The 19,788-nt window shown below is 42.9% G+C and carries 11 protein-coding genes and 1 other RNA gene; 2 read left to right on the top strand and 10 right to left on the bottom strand.

Annotated features, from left to right (window positions below; translation table 11 throughout):
- Window positions 1–80: 80 nt before the first annotated feature.
- The 9 genes from cbpC to ACUW6H_RS06350 form a co-directional block, all read right to left on the bottom strand.
- Complete coding sequence (gene cbpC / locus ACUW6H_RS06390; RefSeq protein ID WP_061408092.1) at window positions 81–1,100, bottom strand: choline-binding protein CbpC; 1,020 nt, start codon at window positions 1,098–1,100, stop codon at window positions 81–83.
- A 17-nt stretch (window positions 1,101–1,117) separates the two neighbouring features.
- A complete protein-coding gene (gene cbpJ / locus ACUW6H_RS06385; protein WP_454363075.1) occupies window positions 1,118–2,116 on the bottom strand; it encodes a choline-binding protein CbpJ in 999 nt (332 codons plus the stop codon).
- Between the two features lie 97 nt (window positions 2,117–2,213).
- On the bottom strand, window positions 2,214–2,903 hold the full coding sequence (locus tag ACUW6H_RS06380; RefSeq protein ID WP_000518001.1) for a response regulator transcription factor: 690 nt from the start codon (window positions 2,901–2,903) through the stop codon (window positions 2,214–2,216).
- A gap of 11 nt (window positions 2,904–2,914) precedes the next feature.
- Entirely contained in the window at window positions 2,915–4,339 is a 1,425-nt protein-coding gene (gene gndA, locus ACUW6H_RS06375; RefSeq protein WP_454363073.1) for an NADP-dependent phosphogluconate dehydrogenase, read from the bottom strand.
- 75 nt (window positions 4,340–4,414) lie between these two features.
- Window positions 4,415–5,854, bottom strand: a complete 1,440-nt coding sequence (gene mapZ / locus ACUW6H_RS06370; protein WP_454363071.1) for a cell division site-positioning protein MapZ — start codon at window positions 5,852–5,854, stop codon at window positions 4,415–4,417.
- A 12-nt stretch (window positions 5,855–5,866) separates the two neighbouring features.
- Window positions 5,867–7,024, bottom strand: a complete 1,158-nt coding sequence (locus ACUW6H_RS06365; protein WP_096408278.1) for a THUMP domain-containing class I SAM-dependent RNA methyltransferase — start codon at window positions 7,022–7,024, stop codon at window positions 5,867–5,869.
- 84 nt (window positions 7,025–7,108) lie between these two features.
- Window positions 7,109–7,489: RNase P RNA component class B (rnpB, locus tag ACUW6H_RS06360), an RNA gene on the bottom strand.
- Window positions 7,490–7,517: 28 nt separating this feature from the next.
- Window positions 7,518–7,847 (bottom strand): cell division regulator GpsB, encoded by a 330-nt coding sequence (gpsB, locus tag ACUW6H_RS06355; protein ID WP_000146521.1) that lies wholly within the window; start codon window positions 7,845–7,847, stop codon window positions 7,518–7,520.
- Between the two features lie 69 nt (window positions 7,848–7,916).
- Window positions 7,917–8,444: a DUF1273 domain-containing protein gene (locus ACUW6H_RS06350; RefSeq protein WP_454363068.1), complete on the bottom strand. Its 528-nt coding sequence runs from the start codon at window positions 8,442–8,444 to the stop codon at window positions 7,917–7,919.
- 67 nt (window positions 8,445–8,511) lie between these two features.
- Here ACUW6H_RS06350 and recU point away from each other — a divergent pair, with 67 nt between their 5' ends.
- The gene (gene recU, locus ACUW6H_RS06345; RefSeq protein ID WP_251463982.1) at window positions 8,512–9,108 is read left to right on the top strand and encodes a Holliday junction resolvase RecU; all 597 of its coding nucleotides are present in this window, start codon (window positions 8,512–8,514) and stop codon (window positions 9,106–9,108) included.
- Complete coding sequence (gene pbp1a, locus ACUW6H_RS06340; protein ID WP_454363066.1) at window positions 9,105–11,258, top strand: penicillin-binding protein PBP1A; 2,154 nt, start codon at window positions 9,105–9,107, stop codon at window positions 11,256–11,258. The genes recU and pbp1a overlap by 4 nt, the downstream gene beginning before the upstream one ends.
- 170 nt (window positions 11,259–11,428) lie before the next feature.
- On the opposite strand, the gene ACUW6H_RS06335 is transcribed toward pbp1a, so the two are convergent.
- Entirely contained in the window at window positions 11,429–19,684 is an 8,256-nt protein-coding gene (locus tag ACUW6H_RS06335) for an SIALI-17 repeat-containing surface protein (protein WP_454363064.1), read from the bottom strand.
- Window positions 19,685–19,788 lie beyond the last annotated feature (104 nt).

Raw genomic sequence — 19,788 nt, 5'->3', positions numbered from 1 at the left:
ACAAGTATTTATTCTTTCCTATCTATTTTATTATATTTTCACAAAAAAAGCGATTGTTTCCTTCACAATCGCCTCTTTCATTATTGGACCCATTCGCCATTATAATTGACAGAATAGCCTTCTACGGTCGTATTCACTGCTAAGGCACCTGAGCTATAAGCATAGTACCATTTGCCATTGACCTGGAACCAGCCTGTCTTCATATCGCCATTACTTGCATGTAGATAATACCAAGTCGAACCTTCTTGATACCAACCAGTTGCCATAGCTCCTGATGAACGGAGATAGTACCATTTGTTCCCAAGGTTTTGCCAACCAGTTTTCATATCGCCATTTGGTTGGTCTAAATAATACCAAGTGGTACCTTCCTGATACCAGCCAGTCGCCATTGCTCCTGATGAACGGAGATAGTACCATTTATTACCAAGATGTTGCCAACCTGTTTGCATGATGCCAGTTGTTGGATCTAAGTAGTACCATGGAGCAGGTTTGCTTCTATCAATGCCAAAAGTAACATGGAAATCTTGAGTCCAACCCTTAGCAACTTCACCAATTGGTAGTGGATTGTAAGAATCATCGCCAGAAATTCCTAGCTTATTTAAATAATACCAATTGCCGTCTTCATAAGTCCAGCCTGTCTTTACAGCATAATGATTATCAAAATAATAAGTTCTCTTTTCAGCAGATGGAGTATATTGTTCACCGTATACTTTTCCTGTATTTTCAGACGTTTTTGCCTCTAGTACTTGTTTATCTGTTTGTTCTAGCAAAGCACCATCTTGTCCAAAATAGTACCACTTCTGTTGAAGGCCAATTTCTAAGACTGGACGATTATTAAATAGATTATCACGATAACCTGTTCCATGAATTTCTACGTATTGCCAACCGACAACCATCTCTCCTCTATCACCAAAATAGTAAGTTTTACCGTCTATTTTATGCCAATAGATTGCTTTATGATCATCTTTTACATAATATTTTCTATTATCCTTATCAACAAATTGGCCACCTGTGGTATCCGCAAATACAGTATTTGTAGCTAGCAAACCAAAGAAAAATGTTGCTAGTGCGACTTGCATCATTTTTTTCAAAAGCTTCATTTGTATCTCCTCCAAGATTAAATCCACTCACCAGATGAAGCAAAGTTATAAACTTTACCATCGATAGTTTGGCTACCTGTAATCATTGCTCCATTTGAATTGAGATAATACCAGTTTCCATTTACTTTGGTCCAACCTGTCTTCATATCTCCACTACTTGCATTTAGGTAGTACCAAGTTGAACCGTCTTTCACCCAACCAGTTGCCATAGCTCCTGATGAACGGAGATAGTACCACTTGTTACCAAGATAGTGCCAGCCTGTTTTCATATCGCCATTTTCAGCATCTAAATAGTACCAAGTTGAGCCTTCCTGATACCAGCCAGTCGCCATTGCTCCTGATGAACGGAGGTAGTACCATTTATTACCAAGATATTTCCAACCAGTTTGCATGATACCAGTTTCTGGATTCAGATAGTACCAAGCTGAACCATCATTTATCCAACCTGCACGTCTTTCACCACCAAGATTCTTATTCCCAGAATTTCCTGTTTTTGCTAGGTAATACCAGTTTGATTGATCATAAAGCCAACCTGTTTTTAATGAATGATCTTGGTCAAAGTAGTAGTTTGCTAATTTAAGAACTTCTGGGCCTTCAAAACCTTCACCATGTTTTTTGCCAACATTTAACGAATCCTTAGCCTCTAATTGTTTCCAACCAACAAACTCTTGTAGCACTCCATTTTTGTCAAAGTAGTACCATTCTGGCATTGGGGAACCTTCTAATCTGATACCATTTGGGTAGGGACCAATTGTAGTACCTTTAGATGGAAACGGGATATATTGCCAGCCGACAACCATCTCTCCAGATAAAGGATCAAAATAATAGTACTTCCCATCAATCACTCGCCAGTAGGTTTCTTTTAGGTCCCCCTTCTTGTAGTAGGTTCTACCATTTTCTTGGACAAATTGCCAGCCTTCTGAATCAGAATCATCCGCCAATACGGTATTTGTCGCTAGCAAAGCAAAGAAAAAGACTGCTAGAGCAACTTGCAACATTTTTCTCAAAAATTTCATTAGATCTTCCTCCATAACTGATTGTAGCAAAGACCCGACTGTATGTCAATATATAGAAGCCCCTCAAAAAAGCAGTTACACAACTGCAACTGCTTTTCTATTCTTGCATGGTGTAACCAACACCACGCACGGTTTTAATGTAGCTTTTTTGACCTTTTACATCAAGCTTGCTACGTAGATAACGGATATAAACATCCACGATATTGGTTTCTGTCGCACTTTCGTACTTCCAAACACTTTCCAATAACTGCTCACGAGTCAAGACTTTCTTGCTTCCCATGAGAGTAGCCAAGAGGTCATACTCACGGCGCGTCAGAGCAATCATCTCCTCGCCACGATAAACGGTATGATGTTCTACATCCATACGTAGGTTGCGGTAAGACGTTGGAACCTTCATCTGACTACAGTGTTGGTCAATGAAGTCCCGACCTCGGAAAATCGCTGAAATACGAGCTACCAGATTATCAATAATCACTGGCTTATAGATGTAAGAAACGGCGAAGCGCTGGATTGTCTCAATCTGATCTTGCAATTCTTCGCGATGGTCCAAGACCATAATCACTGAGGCTGGTTTTGTCCGACTCAGCTTGTCTGCAAAATCCTGGGCCGTCATATCCCCCAGATGAGCATTCAGTAAAATCAAGTCATAGTCCGTCTGGAGAGCCATGGAGAGGGCTTTTTGCCCCTCCTCTACCAAATCGACTCGGTATTGCTCTTTTTGGAGTTCCAGACTGAGAAAATGAGCTAGATTTCGTTCTTTCTCAAGTAATAAAATCCGTTTCCCCATGGCAGACCTACTTATTTTTCGTCATACCAAGAGTAGTGGAATGTTCCTTCTTTGTCTTTACGTTGATAAGTGTGAGCACCGAAGTAGTCACGTTGTGCTTGGATTAAGTTAGCTGGAAGGTCAGCTGAACGGTAGCTATCAAAGTAAGTAATGGCTGCTGAGAAGGTTGGTACTGGTACACCAGCTTGAACAGCAAGAGCTACGATATCACGCACTGCTTGTTGGTACTGAGCAGTGACATCCAAGAAGTACTCATCCAAGAGAAGGTTGGCAAGGTCTGCATCACGGTTGTAAGCATCTGTGATCTTTTGCAAGAAACGTGAACGGATGATACAGCCATCACGCCAGATAGATGCGATGTCCGCAAATGGCAAGTTCCAGTTATTTTCTTTAGAAGCCACACGCAATTGGGCAAAACCTTGTGCGTATGAGATAATTTTTGAGAAGTAAAGGGCTTGACGGATCTTTTCAATCAACTCAGCCTTGTCTCCTTCAAACTTGAAGGCAGCTGGTTTTGGAAGCACCTTGCTAGCATGTACACGCTCTTCTTTGTATGTAGAGATGTAGCGAGCAAATACTGACTCAGTGATAAGTGACAATGGCACACCAAGGTCAAGTGATGATTGGCTAGTCCATTTACCAGTTCCCTTATTACCTGCGGCATCAAGGATGTAGTCTACGATTGGTCCATCTTGACCTTCATCGTCTTTGCGTCCAAGAATATCAGCTGTGATTTCAATCAAGTAGCTATCCAATTCACCCTTGTTCCACTCAGTAAAGATTTCAGCCATATCTTCTGCAGAAAGACCGAGCAAGTGTTGCATGAGGTCATAGCTTTCTGCGATCAATTGCATGTCACCATACTCGATACCGTTGTGGACCATTTTCACATAGTGACCAGCTCCATCAGGACCGATGTAAGTCACACATGGTTTACCGTCTTCTGGTGCTTTGGCTGAGATTTCTTCGAGAACATCAGCAACCAATTCGTAGGCTTCTTTTTGTCCACCAGGCATGATAGAAGGTCCTTCAAGGGCACCTTTTTCACCACCAGAAACCCCTGTACCGATAAAGTTGATGCCAGAGTTTGCCAATTCTTCATTACGACGGATGGTATCTTTGTAGAAAGTGTTTCCTCCGTCGATCAAGATATCACCCTTGTCAAGGTGTGGAAGAAGAGCTTGGATAGTTGCGTCTGTACCAGGTCCAGCTTGAACCATGAGCATGATACGACGAGGTTTTTCGATTGAGTTTACAAAGCTTTCCACGTTATAGCTTGGCACAAAGTTCTTTTCAGGATGGCAAGCAATCACATCTTCTGTTTTTTCTTTACTACGGTTGTAAATGGCAACTGTATAACCACGAGATTCGATATTTAGGGCAAGGTTACGACCCATTACGGCCATACCTACGACACCAAAGTTAGCTTTTGTCATGTGACACTCCTCTTGTTTAATATGTTTTATTTTATCATTTTTACCTATGAAAGGAAAGAATTTTGTAACGGAGTCCTAATAGTCCAAGTCATCTGCATGACCAGAACCATTCCCTACAAAGTAACCTGTCTTACAGTTGAGGGTGAAGAGATAGGTTCCATCTGGTTTATAGAGGTTGTAATAACCATTTCCGTTTACAATATTGACACGTTCTAGGATATATTGATTTCCAGTGATATAGCCACGAGCACGTGATGTTGCTAGGACCTGTTCCAATACACTATCCGCAAAAGTCCAAGCAGGGTTGTTGCTATCGTCTACAGCTGATTGGTTGTAGGGTACACGACTCGCACTTCTTTGAAGATTAACCCCATCGCCAGACAAACCACCATTTGTGTCTCTAGCTGGTGCCGTGGTGCTTGTTGAAGGGGTCGTACTGCTTGCATTGCTCTCTGTAGCTGAACTTGAGCTTGCTTGACTAGAGCTTGAACTTGAGCCGGAAGCACTGGTTTGTTGGCTCTTACCAAGGCTAATGGCCTTATCCAAGAGCTTGTCTAATTCTGTGTTACCTGTTTTGATTTCTGTAAACTTAGCGTCTGCTTTAGCTTTCGCATTGGTATCCAAGACACCGTCAGTGATTGCCGGACTTTCAAAGAGGGCATTGACATCTTGGATGGCCTTGATTTGAGTTGCTAAACTATCGTATTTTGACTTAGCTAATGTATGATTACGACTACCTTCTAACTTATCTAGCAAGGTTTTCAGTTGACTCAACTTATCGAACTGGCTATTTTTCAAAGCTGTCTTATTGGCATCTGTATAAAAGGCATCATAGAGCGTATTAAACTCTTGCAAGTCGGTTTGCGATTCCTGATTGCTTGAAGATGATTGAGAAGCCTGAATTTCTTGGTTTGAGCGAGATACTTGTCGGTAGACATAATACGTTCCAGCAAGAACAAGAATTGCAGCCACCACTGAGGCAATGATGATCATTCCCTTTTTCTTAGAGTCTTTCTCAGGCTCCGCCTGAGCCGAGCGTGATAGAGGAACAATCACTTCTTCCTCTTCTGGACTTTCTGTCTCTTCTTCTGTTGCTGTGTTGGTTAATACAAGTGGTTCCAGTTCTTCATTTTCTTCATCTAGAGGAGACAGCACAACACTAGCAGCCTCCGTTTCCTCTGTATCGCCAGAAACTTCCTCCGTAAAAAGATGTGTTTCTTCGACTTCTTCAGAAGTCTCGCTAGATTCTCGCACTTCTTGAATCATATCTTCTAGACTTTGAGTGGAAGCTAGTTCTTCTTTTTTAAACTGACGAGTTTCAAACTTGTCGGCTTCGATTTCTTCTCGGTGCTGTTTGATGTATTTGTCTAAGATATTGTCCTCGGGCAATACTCCAGCCTCCACCTCTTCATTCTTACGAATCACTTGACCAACAGTCAAATCTTTTGCTTCATCAAAGTCAAATTTGGGTTCTTGATGTCCTTTTTTATGATGATCACGTCTTTTCTTACTCATGAGTTCACCTTTCTATTTTAACTCCTGACGTTTCACACGCTGGCCAAAGTATTGATACAAATCCACTTTTAAGGTCCCGTTATACAGTTTTCGTTTTTTATCAGCTGGGCTTCCGTACTTACTTTCAAATGCTTCATCACTGGTCAGGATAAATTTACTCCAGGTTTTCAGTGGCTCAAACACCTGTCCCATCTCAGCATAGAGCTTGGTAACTCCTGCATCATCAGACAAACGCTCACCATATGGCGGATTGGAGATGATGACACCATTTACCTTGTCCGAGCGCAAGTCTTGTACCCGCATTTGCTTAAAGGTGATATCACCTGCCACACCTGCTGCTTGAGCATTTGCTTTGGCAATTTCAACCATACGAGCATCTATATCACAGCCCATGATATCCAGTTCCAGTTCACGGTCAATTTTCTTGGCAGCATCCGTACGCACTTCTTGAATTAACCGATCGCTGACCCAGTTCCATTCTTCAAAAGCAAAGGAACGGCGAAGACCAGGGGCCATCTTCTTAGCTATCATAGCAGCCTCGATGCAGAAGGTTCCTGATCCGCAGGTCGGATCAATCAAGGGCTTGTCTGGATACCAGTTAGAGAGTTGTAAAATGGCTGCTGCCATGTTTTCTTTGATAGGCGCTCCACCCTTTTCCGTACGATAACCACGTTTAAAAAGGCTAGAACCTGTCGTGTCAATCATGACAGTTGCCATATCTTTCAGGATAGATACCTCAATCTTAAACTCGGGACCAGTTTCCATCAAGGGAACCCCTTCTGGACGGGCATAATGTTTTTGTAATTTCTTTACAACAGCCTTCTTGGAAATAGCCTGAACACTGGGCTCGTTATGGAGTTTAGACTTCACACATTTTGCCTTTGATATCGGAAAACGTGCTCCTAGCGGGAGATAGTTTTCCCAATCTAGAGCAAAAACGCCTTGAAAAAGTTCTTCAAAGGTCTTTGCAGGGAAGCTTCCGACTACAATCTTAATGCGATCCGCTGCACGAAGCCAAAGGTTGGTCTCGATGATTGCCTTCACATCTCCTTGAAAGCGGACACGCCCATTTTCAACCTGGCAATCATAGCCTAGTTCTCGCACCTCACGTCCAACGACAGCCTCAAGACCCGCTGCAGCAGTTGCGATTAAATTAAATTCTTTTTTCATTTTACAGTCTTGTAAGACCTTTCTTTTGTTCACTTTAAAAAATGAGGTTGAGAAAGATTTCTCAGCCCCAACCTATATGCAATTTTCTATAAGCCATGTTTTGTTCCAGAAGTGACTAGGACCACTTCCTTCGATAATCATCTGTCTACCACTAACAGCGATAGCTGCTAACAGTCAGAGTACTACGTTCGTTTCCGTGCACTCCATGCCCCGACCAAAATTTGGGTTGCTAGCTTGAGGGGTTTACCGCGTTCCACTCTCTCCGTTTCCAGAGAGACTCCGTCACTGTGGCACTTTCAAGCCTAATCTGACTTATCCGAAGACTTAGCCATTTCGACTGCCGTAACGATCTCTCGTCCCTAGGCTTATGGTTTCGCCTAGCACAAACACTACAGGCATCACAGCCTGTGCTAGCATGGACTTTCCTCATGAAAAGAGAATCTCTTCACGCGATTATCCAAAAATTGCATTTATGCACTTGATAGACACTCAATTATACATCTTCATTGTCTAAAATTTGTTTACCAAACACTTCTTTTTCAAGTCGATTCAATCGTTTCAAGATATCAAAGTTTGTCATCGAGGTAGAAGCGGTAACTTCGATAGAATCAGGCTGAGTTGGAACTGACTGTGGTTTACGAGACAATTCGTCCTTCAAATCCGCTATCTCTTGACGAAGAGATTTGACCAAAGCTGCATAAGTCTCATAATCCTTAATCACATCATCAAGGAATTCATCCACTTCTGCTTTGCTATATCCACGAACTTCACGTCCAAAGTCTTGTTCAAAAATATCTTTTGCTGAAAATATAATACTTGCCATGTCTCTCTCCATTCTGGGTTACTAGTATTATTATATAAAAAAAGATAAGTAAAAATCAAGGTCAAAGCCTTACTTTTCGGAAAAATTTTCTACTATTTCATTCAAGTCCTCAAATGTTAATCTTCTTGTAACATAGTCCGCTTGATTTTTCATCATTTGGTAAAAATATCGTAACTTGGTTTCCTTTTCTTCATCGTAAAAAAGATAACAACTATCTGTATTCTCCAGCAGAAATTTCTGATAATCACGCAGTTGCCCCTTATGCTCATATTGTGGATAGGCATATTTGACAAAGTCAACCTGCTTGAACTCACTCAATTTGGCTTGATTTGCTTCATTCCAATTGCTGCCATGGGTTTCAAAATCAAAAATGGTCGCCAATTGAAATCCATAGTCTTCTTTCATTTCTTTAGCTACTTGAAGCACCCAGTATTCAAAGCCCAGAGTCCCTGTAAAGACAAGCCAGGTCACCCCTTCCTCTGCTAGACCTTCCAAGTCTCTACCAATGGCTTTCTTGATAATGTCAATACGAATATCCTTGTCATTAAAGAGACCAAGGTCGAAGGCGGAATAGCCTAAAATCAAGGCTGTATGCATTTTTTCATCCTTTCTGTATACTTTTATGGTATAATAGAGTGATGTTATTGTACCAATAAGGAGAATTATGGTCAACTATCCACATAAAATTTCATCACAAAAAAGACCACCATCCCTTTCAAAAACTAAAAATTTCGCAAATCGGGGGATGTCCTTTGAAAAGATGATCAATGCTACGAACGACTACTACTTGTCGCATGGGCTGGCTGTTATCCACAAGAAACCGACTCCCATCCAAATCGTACGTGTCGATTATCCCCAAAGAAGTCGAGCCAAGATCGTTGAAGCCTACTTCAGACAGGCCTCAACAACAGACTATTCGGGGGTTTATGATGGATACTACATCGACTTTGAAGCAAAGGAAACTAGGCAGAAACATGCGATCCCGATGAAGAATTTTCATCTCCATCAGATCCAACACATGGAACAAGTCCTTGCCCAACAAGGGATCTGCTTTGTACTCCTTCACTTTTCTTCTCAGCAAGAAACCTACTTATTGCCGGCCATTGACTTGATTCGTTTCTATCATCAAGATATGGGACAAAAGTCAATGCCACTTGGATATATTCAAGAAAATGGATATAGGATTGAGCCTGGTGCCTTTCCTCAGATTCCCTATCTCGATATTATCAAAGAACATTTACTGGGTGGTAAAACAAGATGAACAAACAAATTTTCCTGCGAATAGCTAAGTATGTCAGCATCTGTCTCTTAACTGTATTTATCGCAGCAGTTGTGCTAGGCGGGGGACTCTTCCTCTACTATGTCAGCAAGGCTCCGGCCCTATCTGAAAGTAAATTAGTCGCTACAACGTCTAGCAAGATCTATGACAAAAACGAAGAACTCATTGCCGATCTTGGATCAGAACGTCGGGTAAATGCGCAAGCAAATGAAATCCCTACTGAGTTGGTTAATGCCATCGTATCAATTGAAGACCATCGTTTCTTTAATCACCGTGGGGTTGATACTATTCGTATCCTCGGTGCCACTCTACGAAATCTTCGTGGTGGTGGAGGCCTTCAGGGAGCTTCAACCTTAACGCAGCAGCTGATTAAATTAACTTATTTCTCTACATCAACGTCGGACCAGACCCTTTCACGTAAGGCTCAAGAAGCTTGGCTGGCCGTTCAACTTGAACAGAAAGCAACCAAGCAAGAAATCTTGACCTACTACATCAACAAGGTCTACATGTCAAACGGTAACTACGGTATGCAAACTGCTGCCCAAAATTACTATGGCAAGGACCTCAAAGATTTGAGTATCCCGCAGTTGGCTCTCCTTGCTGGAATGCCTCAGGCGCCAAATCAGTATGATCCATACTCACATCCAGAAGCGGCTCAAGAACGACGCAATCTCGTCCTCTCTGAGATGAAGGGACAAGGTTACATTTCAGCTGAGCAATATGAAAAAGCGATTAATACTCCAATTACGGACGGACTTCAAAGTCTAAAATCGGCTAATAGTTATCCTCCACACATGGACAACTATCTCAAAGAGGTAATCGATCAAGTCGAACAAGAAACAGGCTACAATCTCTTAACGACTGGTATGGATGTCTACACCAACGTTGATCCTAAAGTTCAACAACATCTCTGGGATATCTACAATACTGACGAGTATGTCAACTATCCAGATGATGAAATGCAAGTGGCATCAACAATCGTTGATGTGACAAACGGGAAAGTCATTGCTCAGTTAGGTTCTCGTCACCAATCAAGCAATGTTTCCTTCGGAATCAATCAAGCTGTTGAAACCAACCGAGACTGGGGATCAACGATGAAGCCAATCACAGATTATGCACCTGCTTTGGAGTACGATATCTATGATTCAACTGCTTCAATTGTTCACGATGTTCCTTACAATTATCCTGGAACAGATACTCCTGTTTACAACTGGGATAGAAGTTACTTTGGAAATATTACATTACAGTACGCCCTACAACAGTCACGAAACGTGCCAGCTGTAGAAGCCTTGAACAAAGTCGGCCTGGATAAAGCCAAGACCTTCCTAAATGGACTTGGTATTGATTACCCAGATATGCACTATGCAAATGCCATTTCAAGTAACACAACTGAATCAAACAAAAAGTATGGAGCAAGTAGTGAGAAAATGGCTGCTGCTTACGCTGCCTTTGCTAACGGTGGTATCTACCGCAAGCCGATGTATATCAACAAAATTGTCTTCAGTGATGGCAGTTCAAAAGAATTCTCTGATCCTGGTACTCGTGCCATGAAAGAGACAACAGCCTATATGATGACGGATATGATGAAAACTGTCCTGGCATATGGAACTGGTCGAGGAGCCTACCTCCCATGGTTGCCACAAGCTGGTAAAACTGGTACATCAAACTACACAGATGAAGAGATTGAAAACTACGTCAAGAACACTGGTTATGTAGCTCCTGACGAATTGTTCGTTGGCTATACTCGTAAATATTCAATGGCCGTTTGGACTGGTTACTCGAACCGCCTGACTCCTATTGTTGGTGATGGCTTCTATGTTGCTGCTAAGGTTTACCGTTCGATGATGACTTATCTATCTGAAGATGATCATCCTGGCGACTGGACTATGCCAGAAGGACTCTACAGAGGTGGAGAATTTGTCTTTAAAAAAGGTGCACGTCCTGCCTGGACTGCTCCTGCTCCTCAGCAAAGTCCAACACCTGAAAGCTCTAGCTCAACTTCAGAGAGTTCTAGTACACAAGCAAGTACAACAACTCCAAATTCAGGTACAAGCGAGAACAATACGCAACAACCAAATACCACTCCTGGTCAACAAAACCAAAACCAGAACCCGCAACCAGCACAACCTTAAAATATGATCCACCCAAAATTGGGTGGATTTTTTCATACCATACAAACTTTCTTTTTTATTAAATTCGAAAAACCTGAGAAAAAATCTTCTCAGGTTTTTCTATTCTATGAACCTCACTATTATTGATTTAGAGAATATACTCTTAGTCAATCTTAGAAGGTTTTATAATCCTAATCTTTCTTCGTTTTTGCTACAAAGAGAGCAGATAAGGCTAGGCTAACTCCTGCTAGGAAGAGGGCTGTGTCAGATTGACTCTCACCTGTTGCTGGCAAGCTTTGTTCAGCTGTTTCTCGGTTCGTCACTTCTTGTTTTAGATCCGGTGCCGGTGTCTTACCTTCATCTGAAGCAAGTGAGCTAAGTTTAAACTCTGGTTTCTCTACTGTCGGTGCTGCCTGGTCGCCTACTGTTGCTAGCGGGCCTGTGTATTCTGGCAATTCATGCACTAGAGCCATCACTGCATTGACACCACCCTTGAACTCTGGTTTCTCTACTGTTGGAGCAGCTTGGTCGCCTACTGTTGCTAATGCGCCTGTGTACTCTGGAAGCTCATGTACCAAGGCTTCAACTGCATTGACACCGCCCTTGAACTCAGGTTTCTCTAATGTTGGAGCGGCTTGGTCGCCTACCGTTGCTACTGGGTCTGTGTACTCTGGAAGCTCCTGTACCAAGGCTTCAACTGCATTGACACCACCTGTGAATTCAGGAACTTCAAGAACTGGTGCTGGCTCTTCGCCCTTACTTGATTGAACAGGTTCTTCTGTTAATTCTTGATGGAAGCTTGCCAATTCATAAAACTCGGCCTTGCCACCTTCCCAGACTAATTTGACGTCTAGAAGAGAGCCACCATTTCGGATAGCGAAGGTTTGGAGACTAGATGTAATGGCACCGAGGTCTGTCCAACTGTCTTGACCATCCTTGAGTGTTCTAGCAAGAATACGTGCTTTCGTTCCTTCAGGAAGACTGGAAACGAGACGAAGGTGGTTGGCATTGGTCGGCTCAGACAAGTGATAAACCAACTCGCCCTTGTCTTTTTCAGACTTATAGCTAGTCAATACTTTTCCGTCTACAAGATTATTATAAAGGTTGCCTTGGCTTTCTCCACCACTTCCTTCTACTGTTGGATCATTGATTGGTTTGACAAATTCACCATCGTTGATGACCAATTCTGTAAATCCTACAAAACGGGCATCATAATCCGCTGTATAGAGGACACGGAGATAGTTGGCTTTGACTGGTGTCGTCAATTCACCTTCGATGTAGCGATTTCCTGGCATCTTAGAATCATGTGTCCAACCATCTGTCAATGAATCATCGTGTGTACTATTAGCTACACCATCTCCAACTGTTACCACATCTGTCCAAGTTTTACCGTCTTGGCTGACTTGGATCTTACCATCACGAAGGTAGTTTTGAGTTCCGTCTTGGATATAAGCTCTAATCTTCTTGATAGTTCGTTCGCTGCCAAGTTTTAAGGTCACATGACCATCTTTACGAGCATAGTCTGAAAACTCAACGAAGTTGTTATAAACACCATCAAATAATTGATCTAGGTTGTTCAGTTTACGAACATCATTGCTACCATATGCTGGGTGAATTCCCATTGAAGTTGATTCCAATTTTGTTGGTTGCACTTCTTTAGTCGTCACAAGAAGAGAAGTGGCTGTAATAGCTTGTTCCTGATCTGTTTTGTTGACCAGACGCACATAACGTACTAAGTGGCTTGCTGCAGATCTATCAGTCAACTGGCTAGCTGGCAGCCATTCTTGAGCGTTTGCAGAGTACTCAAGGCTAAGAGCTGGGTTGGCTTGGCCTTGGAGCTGGATGCTCTTGACCTGATGGATACGATCGAGTTTCATACCTAGATAGCTATGGGCAGGAAGTTTGGTTCCAGCTGGAATTTGAAGCTCATAATGTCCCAAACTATCCACTACCGGCGTTTCCTTCAAGGCATCGACGTTGGTGTCCGTTAACTCACTGTTTCCAGAGCGTGTCTCAACAGAGAAGTCTTGGATACGCCACCAGAGGTCGAGGGCCTTGGTATTGCGTACTCGGATATAACGAGCATTGATTGCTCTAGTCACTTCCTTGGTTTGCTCACCTGACAAGCGATCGAGTTCCTGCCAAGTAGTACCATCTGTAGAATACTCAAGCACACCTGCGGCAAGTTTATCACCTGTTCCTTGGCGAAGTCGTACTTTAGTGACTGACTTGACTTCACCGAGGTCCAGTTGTGCCCAGGCATCTACTGGTGTCGTATTGCTACCGTCAGCATTTGCCATCATGGCTTCTGTATTGTCCTTGCCATCAGTGATTTGACGAGCTGAGGTATTTAGTTTGTAAACTAAGTTTGAACTTAGACTAACTGTCGTTGCTTGTTGGCTACGAGCTTTTTCAACTGGACGGTTGACTGCAATTTCCTGAACTGCAAACCAAGTATTCTCACGGTCTGCTGTCGCAATCATGCGAACTGCCTTGGCTTTGATATTGAGATTCTCAAACTTAAGTAGGGATTCATTTCCGACATAGCTTGGCTCTTTCAAAGTTACCCAGTTGTCATTTTCATCTTGATACTGCACTTCTGCCTTACTAAAGGTATCACGTGGATTTGCCTGCGTTCCCATAGCAAAGGTCAAGGTTTGGATCGCTACCGGCTTGTTGAACTTCATACCAATATAATCACCTGTCTTGATGCTGTTTGGTGATTTAATAATCGCATGAGTTGCCAAGTCGCCATCCGTTACTTCTGCCAAACCACCTTCTACACCTGTTCGATTGGTGATAAAGGTGCTGATGATTTGGTCTGGATGCAAGACTTTTTGAACTTCAGATGCTAGAACTTCCTTCAAGGATAGGATAAATGGACGAATATGTTGAACACCCAATTCAGCTTTTTCCATATGGTCTACATAGTGGAAGGTGTGAGTTTGAGACTGTTCGTACAATTTCAAACCTTTATAGTAGCTATCCCAAAGTTTGGCTGCATCGTTTGTAGCCATGGCTTCAGTTCCTGTAAGGAAGGCATCGAGAGCATTCATTTGGTCGATTGCATTATCCAACCAATAGTGGATTTGGGCAACCATTTTTTTATCGCCTGATGCTTTATAGAGTTCAGCTGCTTCTTTAATCTTGGCAAATTCTGCACGCAAGGCTGCACGTTCAGCAGTCACATCCTGACCTGCTTTGAGCTTGGTCATGAAGTCTGTTAATTTTGGAGCCAAGTCTACCGATTCTTCTAGTTTGACGACACGAGTATCCATGTTTTGGTTGATCATGTGCTTACCAAGTTCGCGGAAGGCTGCTGATACCTTGCTATCTTCAAAATGACCATTTTCTACAAAGTTGAAGGCAATGTCATTGATTTTCTTAGCTTCTTCTTCTGATTTCCACTGTTTCCATGAGTATTGAGCTCCTGAAAAGAGGGCAATCTTAGATGGTTCAGACTGTTGCATTGGGTTCAACATGATACCAGATAGCAAGCTTGGATCCACATTTGGATGAAGGAATTTCTCACCACCACCTAGAATCAAGTGTTGTTTAGAGTTATCTGTTACAGGCCAGTTAATCCAAAGTGAAACTGGGCGATAGGTCTTGCCTCCTGCGGATAGATTGTTCTTGAGAGTGGAAAGGAAGCTTTCAGAGACTTCACCCCAAATCTTACCACCCGTCAAGGTCATGGATGCTGAACTTGGGAGATTTTCATTGAGGGATTTCAGCTCATCCTCACGTCCATTACCCCAATACTGGCCAGGAACAAAAATCATTTCTTTACGAAGACCACTGTAGGTTCCCTGCATTTCAGTCAACCAATCCGTCATGTCTTTCATCAAGCGGTTGTAGCTATTGTAGCCTCCGACTGGGCTCGGTGCATCATCTGCTAGAATACCAAACTCACGGACACCCACTTTCATCAACTGGGTAAATTTAGCCTTGATGGTTGCCAAATCTTCTTGGTAATGCGCTTCATTGCCAAAACGGATACGGTTGTTCATGAATGGATGGATGGTCCAGACATAGCGGGTTTTACTTTGATTTCCGACGCGAGCAAGTTCACGGATTTCAGCTAGTTTTTCTTCTGGATAGAGTTCACGCCATTTCTTGTTGTGGTATGGATCATCTTTTGGTGCAAAGAAATATTGGTTCAATTTCAAATCGCCACCAAAACGCATGAGTTCTGCACGATCTGCATTAGACCATGGGTTTCCATAGTAACCTTCGATGAAACCACGGTTCTTGAGCTCTGCGTAATCTTCTACTGTCACATTGCGAAGGACTGGAACTTGACTTTCCTTGAGCATATGTTTCAAGGTTGTCAAACCATAGAAGACCGCATCTGTGTCTTTTCCGACGATGGAAATCGAATTATCCTTGATGCTCAAAACATAGGCATCAATCTTGTCAAAGAGGCCTGCTGAAACGTTAGACAAGTTTTGTTCTGCTTGTGAACCTTGTCCATGCACTCCAAGATAGATATTGGTTGCGCCAGCGATTGCCGCCTTACCAGTTGTATAAGATACTTGATTGTCCTGCAAGACACCCTTCAAGCGATTGCGGGTATAGATATCGAGTTGATCGCCCATAACTAGATTGACTTGCTTACGAAGAGCCGTAACACCTTCGCCATAGGTCACTTTTTGTGGCGTTGGGAAGACCTTGTACTCTTTCTTAAGATAGTCATTGCTCTTGCTGGCAGCTGCAATGCTGTCTTCGCTAGCTGGTTTACTTGCAGTGAATTGATCCGCCAATTCAACTGTTCCATCACCGGTTTGGTCTACTTTTGGTTTTTCAGGTGTAGTTGGTTTTTCTGGTTGACTTGGTACAGGTGTTTCCTGTCCTTCTTTGGCAGGCTTCAATAGATGAACTTCAGCTGCACTTGCAAAACCACCAACGCCTTCCAATACTTTCAACTCAATCTTGTTGGTATCTACCGCCGCAAAGTTGACTGTTTTTTCTTGGGCATTGTTGTCCCAGTTTCCTTCTGAAACCTTGACCATCTGGCCATCTTTTTGTGCGTAGATTTCGTAGCGGGTAACGACACCATTTCCACCACCAGGACGTGGGAGATAAGTCAAGCCATTGACTTTCTCTGCTTCTTTCAAAGTCATCGTAAGGGTGAATGGCGCAGTGTCACCAGTCCATTTAGTATGCCAGAAGGTATTTGGATCATTGTCAAAGGCCTTTTCAACAGCGCCTTCAGTCGCGTTTCCTGGAAGTTGCTGACTGCTTGCGGTTGCAGTAATCTTATCATTTGAAATCAAACGAGGATTTACAAATGGTTTGTCTGACAACTCTGCACTATGCAGGATTCCTTTGAAACCACCAATGCTTTCAAGCGGTAGAACCAAGCTATTGTGGGCAAAGCGAGGGTGGGCTGGATTTGCGATACGCTCAATCTTCTCACCATCCACATAGACTTCAGTTGACTGTGGTTTGGTCACAATAGAGATTTGATAACGTTTGTTCTTCTCCAGTTTTTTCTTGAATTGGATATGGAACTGTTCAAATTGATAAGCAAGATAGCCATCTTTATCAGCTAGATAGATACGGTTGTCCCCACTTGTTGAGAAGGTTTGTTCACCATCACCAGTGACAGTCACATCAAACTTCAAGACATGACTTGGACCAACATCACCAGCCAAGCCTTCGATGCTGCTATCTTTCTCAAAAGCCAATCCTTGCTCGCTTGTCTTCACCTTCTTACTTGCATAGTTCTTGACGGTTTCAGGATTAATAGTAAACAAATCACTTTGATCAATCGCTCTATCAGGATTTGACTGTGGCGCATAAGGGCTTGTTGGTAGGGTGCGTTCTGCAAAGGTCGCAGCTGCACGGTCAGATCCCCAAGTTCGCTCCGCAGTAGTTTGCATGCTCTTGAAGAAGCGTTTAAAGATATCATAAGAGGTCAAGCCTGTCTCATGAAGGTCGATATTGTCATTCCAAACTGCGTGACCACCACCAAGGATACTTGGATGAGAAGCTGGTAGAAGTGGACCTCCACCTGTTCTAAAATCATTCGGTGTCCAGCTATTGTACTGACGTTCGTAGTTAGCATAGTCCCCGTAGGCTGCTTGACTATTGCTTCCACTTGGGACACTATATGTCGGCACATCCGTGATGTTGATAATCTTAGCTCCCTGAGCAATAGCTTCATTTGGTCGTTGCCAGCCAATGCTCCAGATATCAACTTCTACTCCGTTCCAATCAACAGGAGTGCTCCCACGTTTCGCACTGAGCGAGCCCCAGATACGAGGGGTATAGCCTTTTCCTTTAATGTATTTGATAAGGTCATTGACAAAGCGACGATAGCTTTCTCTGCTACCATAGTATTCATCCGTTCCGATATGAACAGTGGACACGCCATGAAGCGGTGCATCTGGACCATCGAGGAGCTTGTCATAAACTGATTTGACAAAAGCTAATGTCTCATCGTACTTGTTATCCAAGTCCAGCATGGCTACGCGCTCAACATTATGCTTGCCTGCATAATCGCTCAGACTACCTTGATACATGAGGTCTGGGCGAACTTTGACAAAGGATAAGGCGTGACCTGGTGTGTCAATTTCTGGCACTAGATTGATATGCAAGGCCTTGGCCAATTTAATCAGATTTTGCATTTCTTCCTTGGTGTAATGCTCATCTGATGTTAATTTTTGACCATTCTTACCGACAATATCTGTCTCCAAACGGAAACCAGTCTTGGCATGTTCAAGTACATACTTGAGTTGTTCTTCTGGTGTTAAATTCTTACCTGCCAAGTGTTCCTTAAGGAAGATATAGTTATCATTAAGGTGCAACTGCAAGTCGTTCATCTTGTAGTAAGCCATGTTGAGCATGATGTCTACAAGGGTGTCATAAGGGATAAATTTACGACCTGTATCTAGCATAAAGCCACGGTGGCTGAAACTTGGGAAATCACGAATTTCGCCATTTTGTAGGTCTGTTTCTCCCATTTGAAGAAGAGTCCGAGTTGCGTAGAAGGCTCCTGTGTTCGTTGCAGCTTCGATGGTAATCACATCATCTTGGATAGTGATACCGTAGCCTTCCTTACCATAACCTTTGTTTTCAACCTTTTTAAACTCGATTCGTTTTTGAGCCTGTTTGTCACCTGTCGCCAGTTCCAATCCACGGCTTGCAAGGTCTGACTGGTAGAAGGTTGCAGCCTGATCAAATCCTGAATCTCCTGTCGCAAGAACTGTATCTGAAGTGATAGAAGACTGACCTTCTTTCCCATACCATTGTTGAACAGCTGGTGCTACTTTTGGTTTCACACCTACACCCTCGTCCTGATGTAGGCCCTTGATGACTACTTCAAATTCCTTCGTGAAAGTATGGCTGTCTTTGATTTGCTGCACCATAACCTTAACACGTTGATCTGTCAGAGGTTTATGGATACGATTTTGAAGGTCAATTACACCTTGTTTATTGCTTCCGATGAGACTGACTTTTCCTGGTAAAGTTGGCAAGATAAGAGATTGTCCGTCTTCTGCTACTGTTAGTTCTGTTACTTGGCGGATATCCGTTACCTTACTATGGTCCGGAACGTTAGAATAAGCTCGAATTTCTTGGATCCCAACGTTTCTCCAGCCCATTGTTCCCGCTTGGTAATCATTGATCTCAAGTTTGAGATACTTAGCTTGGATACTGTCAGCTAGGTCTACTTTCTCGTCTAAAATTGGATCTCCAGTTTTGGTATGAGCTAGTTTCCATTGTTTTTCTCCATTAGCGCCCACGTCTTCTTGACCTGCGTAGTAGAGACTCCAAGATTTGATATTGGGGTCATTTTGCCCATTACGAAGACGACGATCCCAATCAATTTCTACATGTTTGATCAAGGTAGTCTTTGGAAGAGTTAGTTCAAAAGTTGGTTTTACTGCGTCTCTATCTGTAGCCCATCGAGTATTGTCATCTCCGTCGATAGCCTTATCCGCAGTAAAGTTGGTCCCAGTCTCATGGTTGCTCGCCTGAGCAGTAGCACCTTCGAGATGGTTGACATCTTCTCTATCTTCGATTGGATTTTCAGCTGGTTTTGGTGCGGGCGTAGCAGTTTCAGCTGGTATATTGTCTGCCTTTGGTGTTTCAACCGGTTTCGGCGTTTCTGCTGGCTTGGGACTTGTAGGACTTGTCTCTGGTTTTGCCTCTTCACTTGATGTAGGATTGCTTCCTTCGTCAGTCGCTGGAGTCTCTTCATGACTTGCTTCTGTTGCAGCTTCTGCATCCGCCTTTTTAAGAGCATCGGCTAAATCATCGGGTAACTTATCCAGCGCTTCAACATGGGTGATGCTTCCCTCTGTTTCTGAAGGCGCTGCTGTTTCTGCTGCCTGAACCATATTGGCTCCAAAGATACTAGCACCAATCATAACGGAGGCTGCACCGATTGCAAATTTTCTTATACTATAGTGACAGCGTTTCTCAAAAAAATGTCTATCCATCTTTCTCCTATTCCTTTCATCCGCATACATGAGTAAGCGGTATCATTTCTCCTTTGAAAAAAGGAGAGAACCTAGAGGTCCTCTCCGGCTGTTTGATCCTATTT

The organism is Streptococcus sp. 151470009-6, assembly GCF_053628175.1.
The sequence above is the reverse complement of the archived record's forward strand: the minus strand, read 5'-3'. Positions and strand labels throughout refer to the sequence as shown.